Genomic DNA, 23526 nt, shown 5'->3' on the forward strand with positions numbered 1-23526 from the left:
AGGTAGTTGAGTTCATGTCCTTTACCCGTCGCCAAATCCTCGGTGGCCTGGCCGGTCTTGTTGTCGTTGGCGTTGGAGCGGGGGGCGCGTCGCGTTACTGGCTGGGCAAAATGGCTGATGCTGACGCGGGCCATGATTACGAGCTGATCGCAGCGCCACTGGACGTTGAACTGGTCCCGGGGCACAAGACCGAGGCCTGGGCGTTCGGTCCATCGGCGCCGGGCACCGAGCTGCGTGTTCGTCAGGGTGAATGGCTGCGGGTGCGCTTCATCAACCATCTGCCGGTGGCGACCACGATTCACTGGCACGGCATTCGTCTGCCGCTGGAAATGGACGGCGTGCCGTACGTGTCGCAGCTGCCGGTGTTGCCGGGCGAGTACTTCGATTACAAGTTCCGCGTGCCGGATGCCGGTAGCTATTGGTATCACCCGCACGTCAGCAGCAGCGAAGAACTGGGGCGCGGGCTGGTCGGGCCGCTGATCATCGAAGAGCGCGAGCCGACCGGCTTCAAGTACGAAAAGACCCTGAGCCTGAAAAACTGGCACATCGATGACGAAGGCAATTTCGTCGAGTTCAGCATCCCGCGTGAAGCCGCACGTGGCGGCACGGCAGGGCGTTTGTCGACCATCAACGGCGTGCCGACCCCTGTGATCGACTTGCCGGCCGGGCAGATTACCCGCGTGCGTCTGCTTAACCTCGATAACACCCTGACGTATCGCATCAACATCCCTGGCGTCGAAGCGCAGATCTACGCGCTGGACGGCAACCCGGTCGAGCCGCGCCCACTGGGCAAGGAATACTGGCTCGGCCCGGGCATGCGCATTTGCCTGGCGATCAAGGCGCCGGCGGCGGGCGAAGAATTGTCGCTGCGCAATGGCCCGGTGCGTCTTGGCACGCTACGTTCGGTGGCCAATTCTGATGCGCCGACCGACTGGCCAAAAGCGTTGCCGGCCAACCCGGTGGCTGAGCCGGACCTGGCCAATGCCGAGAAACTCAACTTCAATTTCGAATGGGTCGGCTCAGTGTCGGTCAACGTCGAAAACGGCAAACCGCCGAGTCTGTGGCAGATCAACGGCAAAGCCTGGGATATCACCGACAAGACCTGTGCCGACCGGCCGATTGCCAGTCTGAAACTGGGGCAGAGCTACATCTTCGAATTGAAGAACATGACCCAATATCAGCACCCGATCCATCTGCACGGCATGAGCTTCAAGGTGATCGCCTCAAACCGGCACAAGATCATTCCGTACTTCACCGACACCTATCTGCTGGGCAAGAACGAGCGCGCGCAAGTGGCGTTGGTGGCCGATAATCCGGGTGTGTGGATGTTCCACTGCCACGTGATCGATCACATGGAAACCGGCCTGATGGCCGCCATCGAGGTGAAGTGATGCGCCAGATTCGCCCTGCGGCGATCATCGACCGCAGCCGTGACCAAGACTTCATGCGTGAAGCGCTGACCCTCGCTGCACAAGGCGCAGCACTGGGTGAAGTGCCGGTCGGCGCGGTGCTGGTACAGGACGGTGAGATCATCGGGCGCGGCTTCAATTGCCCGATCAGCACCAGCGACCCGAGTGCCCATGCGGAAATGGTCGCGATTCGTGCGGCCGCGCAAGCCGTGGATAACTATCGCCTGCCGGGCAGCACGCTGTATGTGACGCTGGAGCCGTGCAGTATGTGCGCCGGGTTGATCGTGCATTCGCGGGTGGCGCGGGTGGTGTATGGCGCATTGGAGCCGAAGGCGGGGATTGTGCAGAGTCAGGGGCAGTTTTTTACCCAGGGCTTTTTGAATCACCGGGTGTTGTATGAGGGTGGGGTGTTGGCGGAGGAGTGTGGCGCGGTGTTGACCGAGTTCTTCCGCGCCCGAAGAGCGAAAAGCCCCTCACCCTAACCCTCTCCCCGAGGGAGAGGGGACTGACCGAGCTGGATGGGCGAGGTTCGCCGACCTGAGATTCCGAGTCGAACTCAAGTTTTGAAAAGCCCAAGGATCGGCTCCCTCTTCCAGAGGTACAGGGGACTGACCGAGGTGATTGGCAGAAATATGGCGACCAGGATATCGAGTTGAGCCCAGATCTTCAAAAGCCCCAAGATCGGCTCCCTCTCCTTGGGGAGAGGGCTGGGGTGAGGGGTGGGCTCACCGCGGTGCTTGGGCGATTGGATTATTTACGAGCGACAATCACCGCGCGCATCGGCGCCGGCAACCCTTCGATGGTTTTGCTGTGATCTTCCGGATCAAGGAAATCACTCAGCGACTGATACTTCATCCACTCGGTACCGCGCTGTTCTTCAACCGTTGTTGTGCTCACATCCACGCAACGAATATCGGTGAACCCGGCACGACGCAGCCACAACTCCAGCGCCGGCACCGACGGCAGGAACCACACGTTACGCATCTGCGCGTAGCGATCTTCCGGCACCAGTACCTGATGCTTGTCGCCTTCGACCACCAGCGTTTCCAGCACCAGTTCGCCGCCCTTGACCAGGCAATCCTTCAGCGCCAGCAGATGCTCGATCGGCGAGCGGCGATGGTAGAACACGCCCATCGAAAACACCGTGTCGAAACCTTCCAGATTCGGCGGAAGGTCTTCAAACGGGAACGGTAAGTGCCAGGCGTTCGGCTCTGAGAGATAACGCTGCACCGCCTGGAACTGGCAGAAGAACAGCCAATTTGGATCGACACCAATTACGCTGTTCGCCCCGGCGCCGAGCATGCGCCACATGTAATAACCGTTGCCGCAGCCAACATCGAGGATGCGTTTGCCTTTCAGGTCCAGATGCGGAGCAACGCGCGACCATTTCCAGTCCGAGCGCCATTCTGTGTCGACGTGCACGCCAAACAGATCGAACGGGCCTTTGCGCCATGGCGACAGGCCCATCAGCGCAGTACGCATCTGCGCACGAGTTTCCTCGTCGCAGTCGGTGTCGAGTTTCAGACCGTTGAGCAGGTCGACTTCGCTCGGCTGGATCTTCGGCAGGGCATCCAGCGCACTTTGCCAGCGCTCCAGGTCGCCGTGACCTTTCTCCATTTTCTTGTCGAGTTGCGCCTGCAGGGTGTTGGCCCATTCGGCCAGCGGCGTGCCGGCCAATCGGCGGGCGAGGGGGGACAGATCAATCATGGCAAGGCAATCAACGAGGCAAAGTTAAGACACTGGAACCACGGCACGACTTTCGAGAACCCGGCGGCCAGCAGGCGTTCGCGGTGTTCTTCGAGGCTGTCGGGCTTCATGACGTTTTCGATGGCGCTGCGCTTCTGGGCGATTTCCAGTTCGCTGTAGCCGTTGGCGCGTTTGAAGGCGACGTGCAGATCGGTGAGCAGCGCGTGTTCTTCGGCATCGTTGAAGCGCAGCTTCTCCGAGAGAATCAGCGCGCCGCCCGGCAGCAGCGCTTGGCGAATGCGCGCGAGCAGCGCCGTACGCTGATCCGGGGCGATGAATTGCAGGGTGAAGTTCAGCGCCACCACCGAAGCAGGCTGGAAATCCAGGGCGAGAATGTCGCCTTCGATCACTTCCACCGGCAGCAACTCCTGGAACATCGAGTCCTGACCGTTGAGGTATTCGCGGCAGCGCTCGACCATCGCAGCAGAGTTATCCACAGCGATCACCCGGCAACCGTCGGTGCGCACATGGCGGCGCAACGCTTGAGTCACCGCGCCCAGGGATGAGCCGAGGTCGTAGAGCACGCTGTTCGGTTGAGCGAACTGCGCGGCGAGCACGCCGAGGTTTTCGACGATGGTCGGGTAACCCGGCACCGAGCGCTTGATCATGTCCGGGAACACCCGCACCACGTCTTCGTTGAAGGCGAAGTCAGGTACCTGGGCCAAGGGCTTGGCGAAAATGCGATCGGGTTCTTTGCTCACGGCGGTTCCGGCGGTGTCGGTGGAAAAGGCCGGCATTTTAGCCAAAAGGGCGCGGGGATGCTTGGGTTGTCTGATAAAGCGGCAAATCAAAAGATCGCAGCCTGCGGCAGCTCCTACATGGGAATGCGGTTTTCTGTAGGAGCTGCCGCAGGCTGCGATCTTTTAAAGGCTAGCGCGTTTGCTTTGGGAGAACGCGGAGGCCGCAATGCCCCACTGGCCCAGCCAGTAGCTGAGGATGATGACGTATGGCGCGGCGTGGAATGGCGAGACGAAGCGATCAATGCCGATCACGCTGTCCGAGAACACAAACGCCAGCGCACCGCCCGCCGCCAGCAACGCCGAGCGTTTCGGCACATCGGTGCCCAAACGGGCCAGCGCGCGCCAGAGCATCGCGCTGATCGCCGTGCCATAAACAATCACCGGCACCAGCAATGGCCCAAGACTGCTGGAAATCAGAAGACCCAGCAGCACCGCGCCCACTCCGAGGGCAAGCACCAGCGGCAAAATCGCCAGACGCTTGCAGTCACTCAGATAAGCCTTCAGATACGCCAGATGCGCAACCAGAAACGCGCCGAGGCCAAACACGAACAGATCGCCCGGCCAGGCCAGCAACACATCACCGAGCAGCGAGAAAATCAGGCCGAGGCTGATCCAGCGCCGATAGTCGCTGGGCGGCGCATCGTGGAGCCAGCCGAGCAGCGCCAGCACGGGTAACGGTTTGACCAACAGACACAGTAACGCCGCATGGGTGCTGACGCCGTAGAGAAACGTCACCGCGCCCATCAGCGCCAGAATCAGCCAGCCCACGATCAATTCACCGAAATGGCGCAGTCAAAGGTTTCCACTGGCAACACTTCCGGTGCCCACGGTTGTTGTGAAGTCAGGCGCAGACGCCCGGTGCCGGGGGCGAAGGCCTGGAAGCGCCAGGTCGACAGACCTGCTGCACCGACCACGCCAGCGTCTTCCGGATTGCTGTAGACCTCGGGGCTGAGTGCGCGCAACACGCCGCCAGCGGAATCCTGAATGGCCCAGCGGTAACCGGTGGTCGGGTTGCTTGGCAGCATGATGATGAGGTTTTGCCCGTTGGTGAGCCGTACGGGGCATTCGCTTTGTTTTTCCACGGTCACATTGTGTTTCGGCTGCGTGGCGCAAGCGGCCAGCAAGGCAAGGGCGAGGGGGAGAAACAGGCGAGTGGGGGACATAGGGTCAGCGGCTCCGGGGGTTCACGACGAACGGCGAGCATAACTGAAGATGAGACAAAGTGTGACAACGCCAAGCCCTCACCCTAGCCCTCTCCCAGGGGGAGAGGGGACTGACCGAGGGATATTCCAGAAGTCCACCGACCTGAAATAGATCATTGAATCCATAATCGACTCGGTGTTTCAGGTCGATGTATAGCGCAAGGCAACTCGGTCGGCTCCCTCTCCCTTTGGGAGAGGGCTGGGGTGAGGGGCTGTCTGTCAGAACAGGATCTTCGCCACATCGGCAAATTTCTTCGCGAAATGCACGGTAATCCCCTCCTTCAAATAATCCGGCAGTTCCTCAAAATTCCCCCGATTCGGTTCCGGCAGAATCAGCTCGAAAATCTTCTGCCTTCTTGCCGCAATCACCTTCTCGCGCACGCCGCCAATCGGCAGCACATGCCCGGTCAGCGTCAGTTCGCCAGTCATCGCCACGCCTTTTTTCGGCGGCTGATTACGCGCAAGCGAGAGCAGGGCGCTGGCCATGGTCACGCCGGCGCTCGGGCCGTCCTTCGGTGTTGCACCTTCCGGGACGTGCAGGTGGACGAAGGCTTCGTCGAAGAACTTCGCATCGCCGCCGAATTGTTTCAGGTGCGAGCTGACGTAGCTGTAGGCGATCTCTGCCGACTCCTTCATTACATCACCCAATTGCCCGGTGAGTTTGAAGCCACGGTTGAGCGTGTGAATCCGCGTCGCTTCGATCGGCAATGTCGCGCCGCCCATGCTGGTCCACGCCAGCCCGGTAATCACGCCGGTGCCGGACAGCACTTGCTCGTTGCGGAACACTGGGTGGCCCAGTGATGCTTCGAGGTCTTTCGGCCCGAGCTTGATCACCGCTTTCGGCTCGTCGATCAGCTTCATCACGGCTTTGCGCACCAGTTTGCCCATTTGTTTCTCGAGCTGGCGCACGCCGGCCTCACGGGCGTAACCGTCGATCAAGGCTTTCAGCGCGGTGTCGCTGATGCTCAGGCTGCCCTTGGACACGCCAGCCTTTTCCAGCAGTTTTGGCCACAGGTGACGCTTGGCGATGGCGACTTTTTCTTCGGTGATGTAACCCGACAGGCGAATCACTTCCATGCGGTCGAGCAATGGACCCGGAATCGAATCGAGGGTGTTGGCGGTGCAGACGAACAGGACTTTCGACAGGTCCATGCGCAGGTCGAGGTAGTGGTCGAGGAATTCGACGTTCTGCTCCGGGTCGAGGGTTTCCAGCAGCGCCGAGGCCGGGTCGCCCTGGTAGCTCTGGCCCATCTTGTCGATCTCGTCGAGCATGATCACCGGGTTCATCACCTCGACGTCTTTCAACGCCTGCACCAGTTTGCCCGGCTGTGCGCCGATGTAGGTGCGGCGGTGCCCTTTGATCTCGGCCTCGTCGCGCATGCCGCCGAGGCTGAAGCGGTAGAACGGCCGGCCGAGGGATTCGGCGATGGATTTGCCGACGCTGGTTTTACCCACGCCCGGCGGGCCGACCAACAGCACGATGGAGCCGCTGATCTCGCCTTTATAAGCACCGACGGCGAGGAATTCGAGGATGCGATCCTTGATGTCGTCGAGGCCGGCGTGGTGTTTGTCGAGGATTTTGCGCGCGTGCTTGAGGTCGAGCTTGTCCTCACCGTAGACACCCCACGGGACCGACGTCGCCCAGTCGAGGTAGTTGCGGGTGACCGCGTATTCCGGCGAGCCGGTTTCGAGGATCGACAGCTTGTTCATTTCCTCTTCGAGGCGCTTCTGCACCTGCGCCGGCAGGACTTTGCCTTCCAGGCGTTGTTCGAACTGTTCGAGGTCGGCGCTGCGGTCGTCCTTGGTCAGACCGAGTTCCTGCTGGATGACCTTGAGTTGCTCCTTGAGGAAGAACTCGCGCTGATGCTCGCCGATCTTGCGGTTAACTTCCGCCGAAATCTCTTTTTGCAGGCGTGCGACTTCGACTTCCTTGCGCAGCATCGGCAGGACTTTTTCCATGCGCTTGAGCATTGGCACGCAGTCGAGCACTTCTTGCAGTTCGGGGCCGGTGGCCGAGGTCAGCGCGGCGGCGAAGTCGGTCAGCGGCGACGGGTCGTTGGGGCTGAAGCGGTTGAGGTAGTTTTTCAGTTCTTCGCTGTACAGCGGGTTGAGCGGCAGCAGTTCTTTGATCGCGTTGATCAGCGCCATGCCGTAAGCCTTGACCTCGTCGGTCGGCTCGGTGGGCTGGTGCGGGTATTCGACTTCGACCAGATACGGTGGGCGGTGGTGTTTGAGCCAGGTTTTGATGCGTACGCGGCTCAGGCCTTGGGCGACGAATTGCAGTTTGCCGTTTTCGCGGCTGGCGTGGTGGACTTTGACCAGGGTGCCGTACTGCGGCAGGGCGCCGGTGTCGAAGTGGCGCGGGTCTTCCTGTGGCGTGTCCATGAAGAACAGGGCCAGGGAGTGGTGTTCGGATTTGCTGACCAGTTCGAGGGTTTCGGCCCACGGTTCTTCGTTGACGATGACTGGCAGGACTTGGGCCGGGAAGAACGGGCGGTTGTGGATCGGGATGATGTAGACCTTGTCCGGCAGGTTTTGGCCTGGCAGGGCGAGGCCTTTACCGGAGGAGGTGTGTTCGATGTGTTCGGCTTCGGTGTAGTCGTCGGGGTTTTCCGGGAATTCTTGCTGGTCGCTCATGGGGCACCTGCGCAATGGGGTATGGGTCTTAGATGGGGCAGGGCTTGGGTGGTTTCAATGGGGGGGCGGTGTTTCTGCTTGTGTGTTCAGGGTTTTGACAGGGTTCACGCTTTGGGCTTGGCGGCCTCTGGGCCGACCATGTTGGGGGTGGTTGGTGTGTATATCCGTTATTTAGGTAACGGCGGCTTAGGGTTTCGCCCTGACGGCGACTCACTTTTTTGACAAACGCCTCAAAAAAGTAAGCAAAAAAACGCTTGCTCCTACGTGCGGCCCGCTCGCTGAGGCTCGGGGTTCCTTCGCTGCGGGATTGATCCGGGCGCAGCGCCTACGGTTTGCTTCGCTGCACCTCCTCTCGCTGTGTTTGGCTGCGCCAAACGGTCGCTGCGCTCCCACGCCCGGATCAATCCCTCCACTCAGCCTTCCGATGTCGCTCGTGGATCAAGATCAAGAGCAGGCGAGCTGACACTCGGCCTATTGAGTGGTGAGAAGCACAGCGTGTTCGGCTTTGGTTTTGTGGTGGGTTCGCCCCTCACCCCAGCCCTCTCCCGAGGGAGAGGGAGCCGAATTTTGGGCTTTTCAGAATGTGAGTTCGACTCGGTATCGCAAGTCGGCGTATCTCTTCCAGCCCACGCGGTCAGTCCCCTCTCCCTCCGGGAGAGGGCTAGGGTGAGGGGCTTTTCAGAATGTGTGTTCGACTCGGTATTGCACGTCGGCGTACCTCTCCCAGACACCTCGATCAGTCCCCTCTCCCTCCGGGAGAGGGTTAGGGTGAGGGGCTTTTAGTTGTGTGGCGGAGGTTGGGGGATTTCGTGGTTATCCAACACGCGGTTCACGGCCAGTTCGGCGAGCATGATGATCTGCTGAATCGCCAGAATCGTCCGTCGCTGCGGCAGGTCGATGTAGGCGGCGATGTCGCTGGTCATGAGGCTGGCCTGGGCCAGTGATTCGCAGGCGTGGACCAGCAGGCTTTCGCTGTCCTGTTCCGGCGCGACCTGGAACATGGTGCTGGGTTTGTGGAAGCGCAGGGTCAAGGCGTTGGGTTTGAGGTAGTGGTCGAGGGCGCGTTCGGCGGCTTCGTGGAGTTTCTTGGAATCGGGGGATTCGTAAGGCGAGGTGTCGTCGGTTTCTGGCGGATTGGGTGTTGGCTTTTTCATGATGAATACTCAGTTGGTGAAAGTGGAGCTGCCTTCGATTGCCGCGACGCAATCTGAGGTGGCAGCTGTACGCGGGTTCGCGGACCGATAACTGAGGAATCGGCATACCTCCAAGGACGGTATCCCGCGCACAGCCGCCATGACACAAACAACGGGCACCGAGGTGCCGTCAGGTTGGCGATTATGCATCAGTTATCGGGCCGCGACGCCCCATCGCTGAATTTGCAGCGACCCCCCGAGCCTATCCAGCCAATTTCCGAGGCACAACCGACGCGACTTGTCGGAAAACTCCGCGCCACTTTCAACGTCTGTAGGACGAGCACATTTCCCACAGCCCAGCCCATTCCAACCTGTAGGAGCTGCCGAAGGCTGCGATCTTTTGATCTGGCTTTTAAAAACAAAGTCAAAAGATCGCAGCCTTCGGCAGCTCCTACATGGGTGTTTGGCGTGCACAAAAAAGGCGATGCCCCTTGCGGGACATCGCCTTCATTTTTACCGCCGATAAAACTTATTCCGGCAGTTTGTACGCAATCACGTAGTCACCCATCTTGGTGCCCAGCGAGCCGTGACCGCCGACAACCAGCAGCACGTATTGCTTGCCGTCCTTGCCGGTGTAGGTCATCGGGGTCGCTTGGCCGCCAGCCGGCAGACGCGATTTCCACAGCTCTTTACCGCTGTTCACGTCATACGCGCGCAGGTACTGGTCGAGGGTGCCGCTGAGGAAGCCGACGCCGCCAGCCGTGACCATCGAGCCGCCCATGCTTGGGACGCCGAGGGTGAAGCCGATCGGGATTGGCGAGCTGTCGCGGCTGGTGCCGTTTTTGCGTTTCCACACGACTTTGCCGGTGGTCAGGTCGATACCGGCAACGTAGCCCCAGGCCGGGGCTTGGCACGGTACGCCCAGTGGCGACATGAACGGGTGCATGATCACCGCGTATGGCGCGCCGGTGTTTGGCTGCACGCCAGCGGTTTCGCTTTCGCGTTTGCTGCCGGCGGCGACTTGCTCGCGTGGCACCATTTTCGAAACGAAGGCCATGTAGTTCGGGCTGGTGAACAACATTTGGCGAACCGGATCGACTGAAACGCCGCCCCAGTTGAACACGCCGACGTTACCCGGGTAGATCAGGCTGCCCTGTTCCGACGGCGGGGTGTACTGGCCTTCGTAACGCAGTTCTTTGAACTGGATGCGGCACAGCATCTGGTCGAACGGGCTCGCGCCCCACATGGCTTTTTCGGTCAGTTCCGGGGCCAGCAGGTTGAGGTCCGAACGGGCCTGGGTCGGTGCGGTGTGGTCGCCTTTGACGGCGCCTTGCGGGACCGGGATTTCCTTGATCGGGATGATCGGCGTGCCGTCACGACGGTCGAGGACATACAGGCTGCCCTGCTTGGTCGGAGCGATCAGCGCAGGTTTCACGCCGTCGGCGGTTTTCATGTCGAGCAGGGTTGGCTGGCTGCCAACGTCCATGTCCCACAGGTCGTGGTGAGTGAACTGGTAGTTCCAGCGCACTTTACCGGTGGCCAGGTCCAGGGCTACAACACCAGCGCTGAATTTCTCGGCGCCCGGGGTGCGATCAGCGCCCCACTGGTCTGGAGTCTGGTTGCCCAGTGGCAGGTAAACCATGCCGAGTTTTTCGTCGACACTGGCCAGCGACCACATGTTCGCCGAGTTGCGGCTGTAGGTTTCGCCCGGTGCCAAAGGCTCGGTGGCGTCTGGCTTGTCGCTGTCCCAGTTCCACACGAGGTGACCGTCGCGCACGTCGAAGGCGCGGATCACGCCCGATGGCTCGTTGGTCGATTCGTTGTCGGTGACGTGACCGCCCATGATCACCAGATCACGGGTAATCGCCGCCGGCGAGGTGGAGTAGTAGCCACCGGCGGTGAACGGGCCGATGCCTTGGGTCAGGTCAACCACGCCTTTGTTGCCGAAGCCTTCGCAGATCTTGCCGGTGTCGGCGTTCAGTGCGATCAGGCGAGCATCAGCGGTTGGCAGGTAGAGACGACGCGGGCAAGCCTGCGCAACGGCTTTGCCAGCCTCGGAAATCACCGCCGAGGCAGCGTTTTCAGTTTTCGCGTAAGCGGCTTCGTCGTAGTACGACACGCCACGGCAGGTCATGTGCGCGAAGCCTTTGAAGCCGACCGGGCTCTTGATCTGCGGGTCGAAGCGCCACAGTTCTTTGCCGGTGTCCGGGTCCAGGGCCAACACTTTGCTGTGCGCGGTGCAGGCGTAGATCATGCCGTTGGCTTTCAGCGGGGTGTTTTCGTTGGTCAGCTCGACCGGGTCATCCGCGGTTGGCAGGTCGCCGGTCTGAATGCGCCAGGCTTCTTGCAGCTTGCCGACGTTGGCCGGGGTAATCTGCTTCAGCGGCGAGTAACGGTCACCGAACTCGGTGCGGCCATAGGCCTGCCAGTCGCCATCGGGCATGGCTGGCGCGGTGCTGGTGGTGTCCGCAGTGTCGCGGCCCAGTTCGCCGAAGGTTTCGCCCGGGTGGGTGAACAGGCTGGCCAGAGCGGTGACGCCGGCCAGCACCACGGCGACGGTCAGACCGCCAGTGCCCATCGGCGCCGGGCCGTTAAGCAGCAGTGGACGACGGAACCACGGCAGCAACATCACGAAGCCGAGGACAAACCACAGGGCCAGACGTGGCACCAGTTGCCACCAGTCCAGACCGACTTCCCACAGCGCCCAAACGGTGCTGGCAAACAGAACGATGGCGTACAGGCCCAGCGCCGCGCGACGGCGCATCAGCAGCAGAATGCCGCTCAGCGCAATGCCGATACCGGCCAGAAGGTAGTACAGCGAGCCGCCGAGCATGCTCAGCTTGACCCCTCCGGCCAACATGGCCAGGCCCATCAGTAGAAGCAGAATGCCGAGCAGGCTCGGTAGCAAACGGCCCCGACTCGAAGCACTTTCGGTGCTCATAGTGTGATTCTCCGTGACGTTTATGTAGTCCCGCGCTGTAGTCACTTTAGATGACGATTTGGCACAGGCATGGTTCAGATAAAAACTTGTCTAGCTAACGAATTTCATCTGTAGGAGTGAGCCTGCTCGCGAAAGCGGTGTGTCAGTCACTGGAGATGTCGCCTGAAACACCGCTATCGCGAGCAGGCTCACTCCTACAATGGATTTACGTAAATCTTTAGAACGAAGACTGGATCTTGATCCCGCCGATCAGGGCGTCGTCGACGTTGTTCACGCCACCGGGGTGGCGGATGTATTGCAGGTTCGGGCGTACGGTCAGCCAGTTGGTCACGTGCACGCCGTAATAGAGTTCTGCGCTGTATTCGGTGTCTTGCGGTGGCAGAAAGGACGGATCGTCATAGTCGTAGACCGCATTCGCACGGTTGCTCGCTTCGGCGTTTTTGCGGAAGGCCGGGTTGACGTGCACGCGGGCGAGGGCGAAACCGATGTCATCCTTGGCGCGGGCATCGAACGGGCCTTTATAGGTGATGCCGGCCTGCACGTAGTTGTCGATCGCGTTGGTTTTCTTGTCGTGCATCGTGCCGTTGGCAAACACGCTCAAGCCGCGACTGTTATCGCTGGCCACGCTGGTGATCTGCTGCTGGATGCCCAGCCAAACCCCGTGTTTGCTCGACGCGCTGCGATAGGCTTCGCCGCTGAGGGCGGCCGGTTGGCCGTGGCTGTCTTTATAGACGTCGCTGGCGTTGGCGTTGCTGTAGTAGTAACCGGCGCGGTATTCGCCCGGCAGGCCGTTGAGCTTCGGCGTCCACACCAGTTCGATCGGCAGGATCGCGCCTTGGGTGCCGCTGCCGCTGAGCTTGAAACCGTTGCCGCGATCGAGGTTCGACGGGTTCTGCTCGTAGGCGCCGACCTGTGCATACAGCTCCGGGGTCAGGTGATATTTGACGCGCAGCGCCCATTGGCTGACCGGCCAGTTGTACCAGATGCCACCGACCCAGTTGCCGACCTGCGAGCCGCAGAACGCGAGGTTCTGGAAGTCGCACGGGAAGCTGTTGAAGTCTTCGCCTTCGCCGAAACGGCCGACCTTGATGTCGAGTTTCTGATCGAAGAATTTCTGCTGGTACCACATCTGCGTCAGGCGCGTGGTCTGGCCACGGCCCCAGACTTCCTGGGCTGAAGTGAAGCCGCCAACGCGCGGATCGTTGATGCGGTCGTTGCTGATGTTGTTGCCGCTGCGTTTGGTGATGGTCAGTTGAAACTCGGCGTCGTCCCAGCCGAGGATCTTTTGCAGGTCGAGGTGTGTGCCCAGGCCGAACTGATCGCTGTAACGCGCGGTGCGGTCATGATCGTAGCCACCGTGCAGGTTGCTGCCCATTTCGCCGGTGTAATCGAGTTTGAAGTCGTAGCCTTTTTCCGAGAGTTCGGTGCGCGTGCCGTTCCAGTCACCGAGCATGTACGGTGAGTCACTGTCGAACGCGGGCGCCGCTTGAACACAGGTGGCGAGGCCGAGGGCGGTGCAGCCGCCAAGGGTGCGCAGGGCTGAGATAGCGCTGTCTCGGGAGAAGGGGAAATCGGGCATGGCTAAGTCTTTTTTTGGTGTTTTCGGGGTGCGAGCTGAGTGCTTCAATAAGTCGCAGGCAGTGAAGCGATTCAGCGGAAGGGCGGCAGGATAATGATCTGTTACAAAAAGACAAAGGCCTTTTGTGAACATGCAGCGTTTCGGATTCGGTAACAGTGCGGCAAACGGGCGCATTGTGGCCCGTGTTGTGGCCTGCGATCTTCTCAGGTTGGCCTACATTTGAAGGTAGGCCTTCCACCCGATCACCCCCTCGGCTAAGGTGCGCGGCTTCTGCATTTTCACTTCGCCCAAAGGCCTGGCATGAACGAACAAACCCCCGATCCGCTGCACGGCGTGACCCTTGAACAGATCCTCAACGCCCTGGTCACTCATTACGAATGGTCGGGGCTGGCCGAGCGCATCGATATTCGCTGCTTCAAGAGTGATCCGAGCATCAAGTCGAGCCTGACATTCCTGCGCAAAACTCCATGGGCACGGGAGAAGGTCGAGCGTCTGTACGTGAAGTTGATGCGCACCAAGCGACCGCTCTGACATGGATGCCGGTTGTTGGCGTCGTCGCCTGATCACCTGCGCAGCCGTGTTGGGCTGGGCGGGGCTGGGCATTCAGCTGTACCTGATTTTTTTCGCGCGTTTGAGCGTCGGCGCCAGCCTGTTGGGCGGGCTGGTGAGCTTTTTCAGTTACTTCACGATTCTGACCAATACGCTGGTGGCGACGGTGTTGACCTGCGCGGTGACCACGCGTGAGTCTGCTGCGCGCCGCTGGTTTTTACGACCGTGGGTCAGCAGTGGGATTGCCGTGAGCATCGCTGTGGTGGGTCTCGCCTACAGCATTTTGCTGCGGCATTTGTGGCACCCGGAAGGCTGGCAATTGATCGCTGACGAGTTGCTGCACGACGTGATGCCGCTGCTGTTTCTTGGCTATTGGTGGTTGTACGTGCCCAAGGGCACTTTGCGCTGGTGGCATCTGCCGGTGTGGCTGATTTATCCGCTGGTGTATTTCATTTACGCGTTGCTGCGCGGGCATTTGCTCGGCGCGTATGCGTACCCGTTCATTGATGTGGCGGTGTTGGGTTATCCACAGGTGTTGGTCAATGCGGGGGGGATACTGGCGGGGTTTGTGCTGATTGGGTTGTTGGTCATCGGCCTCGACCGCTGGCAAGCCGTACGAAGTTAAAGTTCTATGTGGGAGCGAGCTTGCTCGCGAATTCGGTTTGTCAGTCAGTATTGAGGCGACTGATCCGCCGCATTCGCGAGCAAGCTCGCTCCCACAGGTATATCACTCTTCTTCAGATCCCTCGGCGCGCCAGTAGCCGACCGCTTTGATCAGTTGTTCATCCAGCCCATGTTCATCGATCAGCACCCGGCGAATCTGCCGCGAGACTTTCGTTTCGGTCGCGACCCAGGCATACAGATTGCCCTTGGGCACCTGCAATTGTTTCACCGTCGCCAGCAGGTTGTCCTTGCTGCCTTCGCGCAACACCCAGATAACATTGACCTGCGCCGCACTCTCCAGCACTTGCTGCTCGGCGCCGTTTTCCACTTCGATCACCACCAGCGCCTTGCGATTGGCCGCCAGGCCTTCGAGGCGGCGGGTGATGGCGGGCAGGGCGGTTTCGTCGCCGATCAGCAAATAGCTGTCGAAAATATCCGGGACGATCATCGAGCCCCGCGGGCCGCCGATGTGCAGGAATTGCCCCGGTTTGGCTTGCTCGGCCCAGGTCGACGCAGGGCCGTCACCGTGCAGGACGAAATCGATGTCCAGTTCCAGCGCATCGAGGTCATAACGACGGGGGGTGTAGTCGCGCATTTCCGGCTTCGGTCCGTCGTCCTTGCCGGCGCCGAGCACCATCGTCTCCAGCGCCGCCGCCTGTTCGGCGTTCTGCGGGAACAACAGTTTGACGTGATCGTCAGTGCCCAGGCTGATAAACCCGGCCAGCTCCGGCCCGCCGAGGGTGATGCGGCGCATGCGCGGCGTCAGGTCGACCACGCGCAGGACTTCCAGTTTGCGGCGTTTGATTTCGTGCATCACGCGGTGAATGGTTTGGGTATCGACTGCAGTCATTCGGCTTTCTCCGGAACAGGTTGAACGGCAGGGCCGTCGACGATGGCTTTGGCGGTGTCATTGAGCAGGTCGCGCACGCGCAGAATTTCTTCCGGACTCCAGCGGCCGTGGTGCATTTGCAGGGCATGGCGCAGGTTGTGCACCGCCTCGTGGATTTCCGGCGGCCGATCATGGCCGCGCAACGAGCGTTTGCTCACATCGATGCGCATGCGCACGCCATCCAGCGCCACGGCTTGTTCGCTTAAAGACAAACGACCGGCCTCGGTCACGCTGTAGCGTTTTTTGCCGCCCTCGGCGTCGCCGCTGATCATTTCGCTTTCTTCGAGAAAGGTCAGGGTCGGATAGATCACGCCGGGGCTGGGGCTGTACGCGCCGTCGAACATGCCTTCGATCTGACGGATCAGGTCATAGCCGTGGCACGGCTGTTCGGCGACCAGCGCCAGCAACAATAACTTCAGATCCCCAGGGGCAAATACCCGGGGGCCACGGCCGCCGCGTTCGCGACCGGGACGCTTTTCAAAACCGTCACGGCCGTCGGCGTGATCGCGGTGGGGGGAATGATGGTCTCTCATTTCGATCTTCTCTCGTCGTGTTTAGATACAACTTAAGATATATCTTAACGAGGGTGCAAGGCGTTTTTTCTCCGATCCTCGACCAGCAGACGAGCGGCGCTATCTTGCGCGAATGCAACAGGTCTTTTTCGGCGAATGTCTGGCGAAGAATAACTTTGAAGTTAAAGTCATCACTCTATTTATTCGAGCAAGTATTCTAAAGTTTCAACTGATCCCTTGCCGTGCAAGGGTGCAAGTGCTGTATGGTTTTTTAACTTTATCTGTATGTAGGGCAGAACTTACAGTCACTGTTTTGAATATCGATTTTTTGTTCTTTTTTCTTGCGGGTCATAGGGTTGTTGAACTACGAGCTTATAGGAAGTTACTTGCTTACTTTCCAGAGGCAACAGTCGATGATGCCCCGGCATTGAAAGTCCAAGTTGATTTGGCTCAACTCCCCTGACCGCTTCTTGAACTTTCAATGCACTCCTTCTCAATAAAGAAAACAAGGTACTGAACGATGTTCAAGAAAATCGCAATCGCTGCTCCTTTGGCACTTCTGGCGCTGGGCTCTTCGGGAGCGTTCGCCGCGGGTGAAGCCGCTCACTCGATCAGCATCGTCGCTCACGTGCCGACCAACGGCTTCTACGTGGTGCCGACCGATCCCGATCTGGTCAACAAGGATCAGGACATGAGCTACCAGCCGGGCACCGGCAGGATGGGCGAAGTCAACGGTTTCTTCGATGTGCGCAACAACAACGGTTCGGTCCATGCCAGCGTGGACAGTGCGCCAAAACTGATCTCGGGTGCCAACAGCATCGATCTCCAGGTCGCGATCAACAACAAAGCCCTCACCACCACCCCTCAGGAAGTCGTAGGCGAGTCTGAATCCGACGTTAACTTCCGCGCGCCACTGAAGATCAGTGCCATCGGTTCCAACTTTCAGCCGGGTGATTACACCGGTGTTGTAGCGCTGACCTTCGACGCCGTTCCACCGGTCGGTACGCCTTGATCGATTGATCCGGCAACAAACGCTGACGTTCTGTCAGCGTTCACCGCGGGGGCAGCACAGTCTGTCCCGGCGGACTTCCACCGTTCTAATCAGAGTGAGAGTTCATGTTCCCGATGACACCCATCGCGGCTGCGCTTGCGCTGTTGTTTTGTGCCAGCGCTGCCGTGGCTTCCAACTCTGCCGGTACTACGCCGCGCAGTCTGTTGGCCCAGGCCAAAGGCCTGCCGGCAGATTTCGAGGAGCACTTCTTTGATGTGCCTCTGGCGGTTCGGGTCGAACTCGATCATCAGCCCCTGGGCGAGGCCATGGTGGTGTTGTCCCGCGATGATCGCATCACCCTGCTCGAATTCACCGACACCAGCGAAAACCGCTACGGCCCCGCTGATCGCGAGAAATGGGCGGCTTATCTCAAGCCCGGCGTGCCACTGGGCAGCTGCACCGGTTCCTGTCCGGATCAGGTGCTGGCCGTGCATTACAACCTGGAAAGTTCTCTGGTTTCGATTCTCACCGCAAACGCTGAGCGCGACCTTGAAGCCAAACGTTATTACGAGCAGCCCGAAGGTGGCAGCCATGGCTTGATGGTGCGCAATCAACTGAACCTCAACGGCGGCCAGGATCAGGATCTGGGCGGACGCTTTGGCCTTGAGGCCAGCGGCAGCCTGGGTAACTGGAGCCAGACGCTGAACCTGCAACTGGCACGTCTTGGCGGGCCGGACGACAAGCTTTATCACGCTGTACACGAACTGCACACCCAGCGCGAACTGCAGGGCAGTTTTTTTCGCCTGGGCTATTTCACTCCCAATTCCGAGGGGCTGACCCGTCAGCCGCGCACGTTCGGCACCAGCCCGGATACGGCGGTCGGGGTCATGTACGGCAGCTCCGACAGCCTGGCCATCAACAGCCCGATGCCCAGCGTTTATCCGATTTATGTCACTGCCAACCGTCAGGGTTCGGTGGAGATCTGGCGTGACGGTCTGTTGATCAACACCCAGTCGGTGCCTGCCGGTTTGCAGACCCTCGACACCCGGCCTTTGCCCGGCGGTATTTATGAAGTGGAGGTGCGCCTGATCGAAGACGGCCAGATCACCTCGACCACCCAGGAGCTGGTGTACAAGCCCAGTAACTGGCGCAACCTCGACGAGCGCTGGCGCTACAACGTGTTTGCCGGCGAGGAAAGCAAACTGCTGAGCAACTGGGACACTCAGTCCAGTGGTAGCCCCACCGCCGGGGCGGCGCTCAATTACTTGTTGCACCCGCGGGTGATTCTCGGGTTGTCGGCGCGCCAGATCCGCGAAAAACTGCAATACGGTACGTCCATCGACTGGACGCTGGCCAATCACATGAGTCTCTACGCCAACGTCTACAAGACCGAGGATTACGGCACCGGTCTGGATCTGCAAAGCCTCTACAACTACGGATCCGGCAGTGTGGTGATCAGCCACAACCGCAGCTGGCTCGATACCACCAACACCTATGACACCTTGCCCGACGGCACCCGGGTTCGCCCGCGCAACGTGTTCATCGGCCAGACCAGCAACTCGTCGCTGGCGCTCAACCATCGCATCAACAGCAAGAACACCCTCAACGCCCGGGTGTCGCACAGCGAAGGCAATGTCGAAGGCCTGGGCATGGATCTGGGGTGGACCCAACGCACCCAACTGTTCGGCAGCGATGCCAGCTGGCGCTTGTCACTGTTTGATCGACCGGGCAGCTACAGCAGTGGCGATGCGCGCAACCGCGGGGTCGACCTGAGCGTCAATATGGCGCTCGGTGCCCCCGGCCAGCAGATTACCGGCAGCATCGGTTCGCGCACCGCTCGCGACGGCAGCCGCGACAACAACGGATCGATCGGCTGGCGCAAGGACTTCAAGGATCATGTGCTGCAAAACGTCTCGGTCACGGCGTTGACCGATACCTACGGTGTCGGCATGTCCAGCCTGGCGAATTTCCGCACCGATTCGGTCAATGGCGATGGCTTTATCCAGCGCTCGTCCTACAACGGCAATTTCACCGGTGGCCTGAACCTCGACAGCACGCTGGTGGTCGGCGGTCAGCAGATGTTGATGACCAGTCAGTACGAAATGCGCGGCGCCGGAATGATCGTCGATGTGGAGTCGGACATCGACGATATCGCCTTGCGTGCCGACGATTACAGCGGCGGCAGTGCTGCGTTGAAACCGGGGCGCAATTTCATCCCGATCACCGCGTATCAGAACAGCTCGGTGAGCTTCGATTTCGAAGGCAATCACGTACCGGCGGCGACGATCGAGCCGGCGCGCACTCGCTATCACCTGAACAAAGGCGGGGTGGAGTATCGCAAGATCCGTGTGATGAAAACCCTGACAGTGCTCGGTCGACTGATCGATGAAACAGGGCAGCCGCTCAAGGGCCATCACGTGATCAACCACGCCAGCCGTGGCGTGACCGAGGTCGACGGGTTCTTTTCAATGGAAATGAACGCCGGTTCGCCGACCCTCGAAATCCGTCGCGATAATCGGTTGCTGTGTCAGTTCCGCCTCGACGCCAACCAGTACCGCAGTGAAAACAATGTACTGATGATCGGCGATCTGCGCTGTACGCCGGACACCGTGGCTGACGTCAGTGCCACCGCACAGAAGGCGGGTTGAATCGATGAACAGATCCACGTATGGCCTGGGCCTCTGTCTGGCATTGGCGATGCCGGCCGCCGAGGCGGCGAGCCAGGAGATCCGCGCGTTGTTTCAGCCTGATCCGTCGCAGCCGAGCAAAAACGTGTTCATCAACCAAACGCCGAACAGCGGGTATTGCGAGGCTGCCCCGAGCGAGTGCGCCGATAACCGCATGTTCAGTATTCAATTTCCGATTCGTTTCGAGTCCACCCGCACTCTCCAGCCCGGTGACGCTGTGACGGTCAAGGCACCGGCCAATTGGCGGCAACTGACGGTGACCAATGCCGAGACACAGGAAACCGAAACCGTCGAAATCCGCATCATCGGCATCGGTTCGACATTTGTGTTGAGCGACACCGCGGCCAATCTGGTGGGCGTGAGCGACCCGCTTGATGGCCATCAGAAACTCTGGACCGGCAGCAGCTGGGTCTATGCTCCTGCCCCCTGTATCTATAGCGGTGTCGGTTTCTTTACGCCCAATTACTACCGGTTTTTCTGGAAAACGCCGGTGGAAACGGCCTGCACCAAGATTGCCGCGTTCACCATTCCATCGATGTACTTCAACAATCTGGATTTCGCCTACGAGTTGCGCACGCCCAATCCGTTAGGCATGTCATCGGGCCTTTACACCGGTTCGCTGGCGTATTCCATCGGCAACGGCGGCGATTTCGATCTGGGGCCGTTGATGGCGCCGGACGATGGCAGCCTGAATCTGGATTTCGTGCTCGACGTGCAGCACACCCTCAAGGTCGATCTGCCGCCGGGCGGCAACAAAGTGCTGCTCGAACCCGAGGGCGGCTGGATGCGCTGGGTCGACAATGGCCGCCCGCCGACACGCATCTTTCGCGATCAACTGTTCTACATCTCCGCCTCATCGCGCTTCAAGGTCATGATCCTGTGCGACTCCACGGGCGGCACGCGCTGCAAATTGCGCAGCCCCAGAGGCAATGTCACCGAGGTGGAAACCTATCTCACGCTGCCCGCCGGCATCGATGGGCCCATGGGGCGCACGGTGAGCCAGCTCAAGCTGCTTTACAACACGTGGGTCGGTCCTTTTCAACCGGGTTTTTATGTGGACCGCAAGGCCGGTTCATTGCGTTTCGAGATGCCCAGGGATGCCATCGACTTTCTTTTGCGGCCGGGTTTCACCGACACGCTCAGCGGCAATATCACCGTTATCTGGGACTCGGACGTGTGAACGTGCAGGCCGGGGCCTTTTTCCTTTTTTCATGGAGTTGAAGACGATGAACCGTGGTTTTTTGCTGGGCGTGCTCAGCGTGTTTTGCCTGACGGCGCAGGCCGGGCCGCAGATCAATGTCGGTACGGTGTACGACTATCTGGATGCCGATAAAAGTACCTACCTGAAACGGGTGTTCAACAGCGGTGACGCCACTGCGTTCGTCAAGGTCAACGTGCTGGAGATTGTCTACGGTGCCGACGGCACACCGACGGAAATCCCGGTTCAGAACGCTGCCGACGGCGCCTCGCGCAACGGCTTGATGGCCAGTCCGGCGCGGCTGATCGTGCCGGCTCAGGGAATGCAGGGCACCCGCTTGCTGTACATGGGCGAACGCGATCGCGAGCGTTACTTCCGCGTGCGGTTCGTGCCGGTGGTGCCGGAAAAAGAAGACGAGTTCGCAGTCAGCCAGGAAGAGCGTGAAGACTACAAAAAGGCACTCACGGCCGGGGTCAACGTGATGACCGGTTTTGGCACGGTGTTTTTTGTCCGCCCCAAGGAAGCACGCTTCGCCACGGCGATCAATGAAACCGCCAGTCGCTACGAACTGCGCAATGACGGCAATACCGTGGTGATCGTCGACGAGTTCAAAAGCTGTTCGCTGAGTAACGAAACCGACTGCGGCGCGACCACCAAACACCATGTGCTGGCGGGCAAAACCTTCGCTTTCGATAAGGAGAAGGGCCGTGCGTACCGCTTCTTTCTGATCGAGGGCAGCGAGAAGAAGAACCTGACGGTCAGCAGCCGCTAGGTCTGCTTTTCATTGAACGCTACGGGTAACCAACATGATCAAGCAATGCACCGTCGTCGCGCTGATTGCCGCGGCGGCTTTGACCAGCGACGCGGCCTGGGCGGCTCGGGAAGAACACACCTTCGAAGTGACACTGAACGTCCCCAGCCGAGCGTTCTACATCATTCCGGCGGAGCCGGACTGGATTCACCGGCCGCAGCAGCTCCACTGGAACCACCCGACCTCAAGCCTGAGCAGTGTGCGCAAATACTTTGACGTGCGCCACGACACCGGTGCGATTGAGGCGCGCCTGGAGTCCGCGCCCTACCTTTCCAACGGTCGGCCGGCGGACGATATCAGACTGCGCGTGACCTTCAACGAGGTGGAGTTGAGCGCCGAGATGGCGCCGCGCCAGGTGGTGTCACAGGCCGAGGCCGCCGCGGGCAGTCGGGTGTTGTTGCAAATCGACCCGATCAGACCGGAGGGCGGTTACCGCGCCGGTGATTACGCCGGCAACGTGCTGCTGCTGTTCAGTGCCCGAGCGCCGGGCGAGTGAACCGGCGCGTGTAGCGCTGGTATCGGTATATTTTTGGAGAACGCCCTTGAGTTTTTTTAGCGCCCCGGGCATCCGGCCATGGATTGGTTTGCTGACGTTGTTCAGCGTCGCGGCAGCGGCCGAAGTGCACAACATTGACGCGACCTTCGAGCCTGACTTTGCCAATCCGCAGAAGAATCAGTTCAAGAATCAGACACAGTCCGAGGGCTTTTGTCGCCAAGTGCCGGGCGCTTGTGAGCCGATTGGTCTGTTCAGCCTGATCGCGCGTATTCCGTTCGCGGCCAATGCACCGATTCAGGCCAATCATGCTGATCCGCGTCGGGGCGGCATGGCCAAAGTGCCGTCCAACTGGAGCACGGTTTCGGTGACGAACGCTTCCGGTGATACACACATTGTCGAGGTGAGAATTGCCGGTATTGGTCACGAAGCAGGGTTCCCGTTGTCGGTCGGTGAATTGACCGGAGGCGGCTGGTGGGATGACCTGTGGGAGGGTGGCGCCTGGGTTTATGCTCCGCCACCGTGCCTGGGGGTCGGTACCGTTACGGCGGGCCACCATGGTTACAACAGCTTCTGGAGAGTTCCGGAGGGGGCGGGTACCTGCGCCAAAAAGGCATTGTTCGATATTCCTGTTGGCATGAACTATCAGTATTTCGTCTACGCCTACGAACTGCGCACACCGGATCCGCTGAAGATGGATGCAGGCGACTACACCGGTTCCATCACCTACACCGTCGGCCCGAACATGGATTTCGACATGGGCGATGTGATGATTCCGTCCGACTCGATGCTGACCCTCAATTTCAATCTGAAGGTCACGCACACCATGAAGGTCGATATTCCTCCCGGCGGCAACCGCGTGGTGCTGGAGCCGCTCGGGGGCTGGCAATCCTGGCTGAACCAGGGGCGCAAGCCGACCCGGCTGATGCGCGATCAGACGTTCAATATCTCGGCGTCGAGCCGTTTCAGGATGAACATCGAATGCGAGTACGTCATGGGCAACAACTGCGCGCTATGGGAATCGACCGCTGGCCATGGTGTCCCGCTGGAAGTCAGCGTCACGTTGCCCAACGGCCTGACTGACAGCGCCGGGCAGCCGGTCAAGCGCCGGCGGTTGTGGCGCGATGGCAGTGGTACCGAGTTGTTTCAGCCGGGTTTCTATCTCGATCGCAAGGTTGGCACGCTGCATTTCGAGGTGGCCCGTGATGCGGTGGATGAAATGCTCAAGGACGGGTATGCCCGCAGCTATTCGGGCAATGTCACGGTGATCTGGGATTCGGAAGTGAGTTAGGCGAATTGGCGATTGTGCCGTGTTGACAGGGAAGCTTCGGATGTTCCGAGGTCAT

Annotated in this window: 21 protein-coding genes; 10 read left to right on the forward strand and 11 right to left on the reverse strand. The window is 60.0% G+C overall.

Features of this window, described 5'->3' with window-relative positions; translation table 11 throughout:
* Nucleotides 1-14 precede the first annotated feature (14 nt).
* Together HUW52_RS07375 and tadA are read left to right on the forward strand one after the other, a co-directional pair.
* Nucleotides 15-1391, forward strand: a complete 1377-nt coding sequence (locus HUW52_RS07375) for a multicopper oxidase family protein (RefSeq protein WP_016984349.1) — start codon at nt 15-17, stop codon at nt 1389-1391.
* A complete protein-coding gene (gene tadA / locus HUW52_RS07380) occupies nt 1391-1891 on the forward strand; it encodes a tRNA adenosine(34) deaminase TadA (RefSeq protein ID WP_007916815.1) in 501 nt (166 codons plus the stop codon). The genes HUW52_RS07375 and tadA overlap by 1 nt, the downstream gene beginning before the upstream one ends.
* 268 nt (nt 1892-2159) lie before the next feature.
* Here the strand turns inward: tadA and cmoB are convergent, their stop codons facing one another.
* From cmoB to HUW52_RS07420, 8 genes are all read right to left on the reverse strand, one after another.
* Nucleotides 2160-3116: a tRNA 5-methoxyuridine(34)/uridine 5-oxyacetic acid(34) synthase CmoB gene (gene cmoB / locus HUW52_RS07385; RefSeq protein WP_016983665.1), complete on the reverse strand. Its 957-nt coding sequence runs from the start codon at nt 3114-3116 to the stop codon at nt 2160-2162.
* A complete protein-coding gene (gene cmoA / locus HUW52_RS07390; RefSeq protein ID WP_016983666.1) occupies nt 3113-3892 on the reverse strand; it encodes a carboxy-S-adenosyl-L-methionine synthase CmoA in 780 nt (259 codons plus the stop codon). The genes cmoB and cmoA overlap by 4 nt, the downstream gene beginning before the upstream one ends.
* 126 nt (nt 3893-4018) lie before the next feature.
* The gene (locus tag HUW52_RS07395) at nt 4019-4663 is read right to left on the reverse strand and encodes a lysoplasmalogenase (protein WP_175553281.1); all 645 of its coding nucleotides are present in this window, start codon (nt 4661-4663) and stop codon (nt 4019-4021) included.
* Between the two features lie 2 nt (nt 4664-4665).
* Nucleotides 4666-5058 (reverse strand): protease inhibitor I42 family protein, encoded by a 393-nt coding sequence (locus tag HUW52_RS07400; protein ID WP_175553282.1) that lies wholly within the window; start codon nt 5056-5058, stop codon nt 4666-4668.
* Between the two features lie 258 nt (nt 5059-5316).
* Nucleotides 5317-7734 (reverse strand): endopeptidase La, encoded by a 2418-nt coding sequence (gene lon / locus HUW52_RS07405; RefSeq protein WP_093430625.1) that lies wholly within the window; start codon nt 7732-7734, stop codon nt 5317-5319.
* Nucleotides 7735-8513: 779 nt separating this feature from the next.
* A complete protein-coding gene (locus tag HUW52_RS07410; RefSeq protein ID WP_175553283.1) occupies nt 8514-8888 on the reverse strand; it encodes a DUF6124 family protein in 375 nt (124 codons plus the stop codon).
* 508 nt (nt 8889-9396) lie between these two features.
* The gene (locus HUW52_RS07415; protein ID WP_016987540.1) at nt 9397-11808 is read right to left on the reverse strand and encodes a glucose/quinate/shikimate family membrane-bound PQQ-dependent dehydrogenase; all 2412 of its coding nucleotides are present in this window, start codon (nt 11806-11808) and stop codon (nt 9397-9399) included.
* 217 nt (nt 11809-12025) lie between these two features.
* Nucleotides 12026-13387 carry a carbohydrate porin gene (locus tag HUW52_RS07420; protein ID WP_175553284.1) on the reverse strand — a complete coding sequence of 454 codons (1362 nt, stop codon included), beginning with the start codon at nt 13385-13387 and terminating at the stop codon, nt 12026-12028.
* Between the two features lie 300 nt (nt 13388-13687).
* Here HUW52_RS07420 and HUW52_RS07425 point away from each other — a divergent pair, with 300 nt between their 5' ends.
* The gene (locus HUW52_RS07425) at nt 13688-13918 is read left to right on the forward strand and encodes a VF530 family DNA-binding protein (protein WP_016987543.1); all 231 of its coding nucleotides are present in this window, start codon (nt 13688-13690) and stop codon (nt 13916-13918) included.
* Nucleotide 13919: 1 nt separating this feature from the next.
* Nucleotides 13920-14561: a Pr6Pr family membrane protein gene (locus HUW52_RS07430; RefSeq protein WP_175553285.1), complete on the forward strand. Its 642-nt coding sequence runs from the start codon at nt 13920-13922 to the stop codon at nt 14559-14561.
* A 102-nt stretch (nt 14562-14663) separates the two neighbouring features.
* Here the strand turns inward: HUW52_RS07430 and HUW52_RS07435 are convergent, their stop codons facing one another.
* The 3 genes from HUW52_RS07435 to HUW52_RS30150 all read right to left on the reverse strand — a co-directional run bounded on the left by HUW52_RS07435 (nt 14664) and on the right by HUW52_RS30150 (nt 16482).
* Nucleotides 14664-15449, reverse strand: a complete 786-nt coding sequence (locus HUW52_RS07435) for a siderophore-interacting protein (RefSeq protein WP_175553286.1) — start codon at nt 15447-15449, stop codon at nt 14664-14666.
* Entirely contained in the window at nt 15446-16021 is a 576-nt protein-coding gene (locus HUW52_RS07440) for a PadR family transcriptional regulator (RefSeq protein WP_175553287.1), read from the reverse strand. The genes HUW52_RS07435 and HUW52_RS07440 overlap by 4 nt, the downstream gene beginning before the upstream one ends.
* A 284-nt stretch (nt 16022-16305) precedes the next feature.
* Nucleotides 16306-16482, reverse strand: coding sequence for a hypothetical protein (locus HUW52_RS30150; protein ID WP_218586340.1), 177 nt, complete (start codon nt 16480-16482; stop codon nt 16306-16308).
* Nucleotides 16483-16520: 38 nt separating this feature from the next.
* On the opposite strand from HUW52_RS30150, the gene HUW52_RS07450 reads away from it, so the two are divergent.
* The 6 genes from HUW52_RS07450 (at nt 16521) to HUW52_RS07475 (ending at nt 23471) form a co-directional block, all read left to right on the forward strand.
* On the forward strand, nt 16521-17012 hold the full coding sequence (locus HUW52_RS07450) for a CS1 type fimbrial major subunit (protein ID WP_095122442.1): 492 nt from the start codon (nt 16521-16523) through the stop codon (nt 17010-17012).
* 104 nt (nt 17013-17116) lie between these two features.
* The gene (locus tag HUW52_RS07455; RefSeq protein ID WP_175553288.1) at nt 17117-19639 is read left to right on the forward strand and encodes a TcfC E-set like domain-containing protein; all 2523 of its coding nucleotides are present in this window, start codon (nt 17117-17119) and stop codon (nt 19637-19639) included.
* Nucleotides 19640-19643: 4 nt separating this feature from the next.
* A complete protein-coding gene (locus HUW52_RS07460; RefSeq protein WP_175553289.1) occupies nt 19644-20858 on the forward strand; it encodes a hypothetical protein in 1215 nt (404 codons plus the stop codon).
* A gap of 46 nt (nt 20859-20904) precedes the next feature.
* Nucleotides 20905-21648: a p pilus assembly chaperone gene (locus HUW52_RS07465; RefSeq protein WP_016987550.1), complete on the forward strand. Its 744-nt coding sequence runs from the start codon at nt 20905-20907 to the stop codon at nt 21646-21648.
* Between the two features lie 34 nt (nt 21649-21682).
* Nucleotides 21683-22183 carry a fimbrial assembly protein gene (locus HUW52_RS07470; RefSeq protein ID WP_095122434.1) on the forward strand — a complete coding sequence of 167 codons (501 nt, stop codon included), beginning with the start codon at nt 21683-21685 and terminating at the stop codon, nt 22181-22183.
* Between the two features lie 46 nt (nt 22184-22229).
* Nucleotides 22230-23471, forward strand: coding sequence for a hypothetical protein (locus HUW52_RS07475; protein ID WP_175553290.1), 1242 nt, complete (start codon nt 22230-22232; stop codon nt 23469-23471).
* The last annotated feature ends 55 nt before the right edge of the window (nt 23472-23526 follow it).

The sequence above is a fragment of the Pseudomonas sp. 43A genome (assembly GCF_013363935.1).
Classification (GTDB): Bacteria; Pseudomonadota; Gammaproteobacteria; order Pseudomonadales; family Pseudomonadaceae; genus Aquipseudomonas; species Aquipseudomonas crudilactis.

Excerpts from the sequence above, each read along its gene's own strand:
- HUW52_RS07375 (WP_016984349.1), top strand. The coding sequence starts at position 15 with ATGTCCTTTACCCGTCGCCAAATCCTCGGTGGCCTGGCCGGTCTTGTT.
- tadA (WP_007916815.1), top strand. The coding sequence starts at position 1,391 with ATGCGCCAGATTCGCCCTGCGGCGATCATCGACCGCAGCCGTGACCAA.
- cmoB (WP_016983665.1), bottom strand. The coding sequence starts at position 3,116 with ATGATTGATCTGTCCCCCCTCGCCCGCCGATTGGCCGGCACGCCGCTG.
- cmoA (WP_016983666.1), bottom strand. The coding sequence starts at position 3,892 with ATGCCGGCCTTTTCCACCGACACCGCCGGAACCGCCGTGAGCAAAGAA.
- HUW52_RS07400 (WP_175553282.1), bottom strand. The coding sequence starts at position 5,058 with ATGTCCCCCACTCGCCTGTTTCTCCCCCTCGCCCTTGCCTTGCTGGCC.
- lon (WP_093430625.1), bottom strand. The coding sequence starts at position 7,734 with ATGAGCGACCAGCAAGAATTCCCGGAAAACCCCGACGACTACACCGAA.
- HUW52_RS07410 (WP_175553283.1), bottom strand. The coding sequence starts at position 8,888 with ATGAAAAAGCCAACACCCAATCCGCCAGAAACCGACGACACCTCGCCT.
- HUW52_RS07415 (WP_016987540.1), bottom strand. The coding sequence starts at position 11,808 with ATGAGCACCGAAAGTGCTTCGAGTCGGGGCCGTTTGCTACCGAGCCTG.
- HUW52_RS07420 (WP_175553284.1), bottom strand. The coding sequence starts at position 13,387 with ATGCCCGATTTCCCCTTCTCCCGAGACAGCGCTATCTCAGCCCTGCGC.
- HUW52_RS07425 (WP_016987543.1), top strand. The coding sequence starts at position 13,688 with ATGAACGAACAAACCCCCGATCCGCTGCACGGCGTGACCCTTGAACAG.
- HUW52_RS07430 (WP_175553285.1), top strand. The coding sequence starts at position 13,920 with ATGGATGCCGGTTGTTGGCGTCGTCGCCTGATCACCTGCGCAGCCGTG.
- HUW52_RS07435 (WP_175553286.1), bottom strand. The coding sequence starts at position 15,449 with ATGACTGCAGTCGATACCCAAACCATTCACCGCGTGATGCACGAAATC.
- HUW52_RS07440 (WP_175553287.1), bottom strand. The coding sequence starts at position 16,021 with ATGAGAGACCATCATTCCCCCCACCGCGATCACGCCGACGGCCGTGAC.
- HUW52_RS07450 (WP_095122442.1), top strand. The coding sequence starts at position 16,521 with ATGTTCAAGAAAATCGCAATCGCTGCTCCTTTGGCACTTCTGGCGCTG.
- HUW52_RS07455 (WP_175553288.1), top strand. The coding sequence starts at position 17,117 with ATGTTCCCGATGACACCCATCGCGGCTGCGCTTGCGCTGTTGTTTTGT.
- HUW52_RS07460 (WP_175553289.1), top strand. The coding sequence starts at position 19,644 with ATGAACAGATCCACGTATGGCCTGGGCCTCTGTCTGGCATTGGCGATG.
- HUW52_RS07465 (WP_016987550.1), top strand. The coding sequence starts at position 20,905 with ATGAACCGTGGTTTTTTGCTGGGCGTGCTCAGCGTGTTTTGCCTGACG.
- HUW52_RS07470 (WP_095122434.1), top strand. The coding sequence starts at position 21,683 with ATGATCAAGCAATGCACCGTCGTCGCGCTGATTGCCGCGGCGGCTTTG.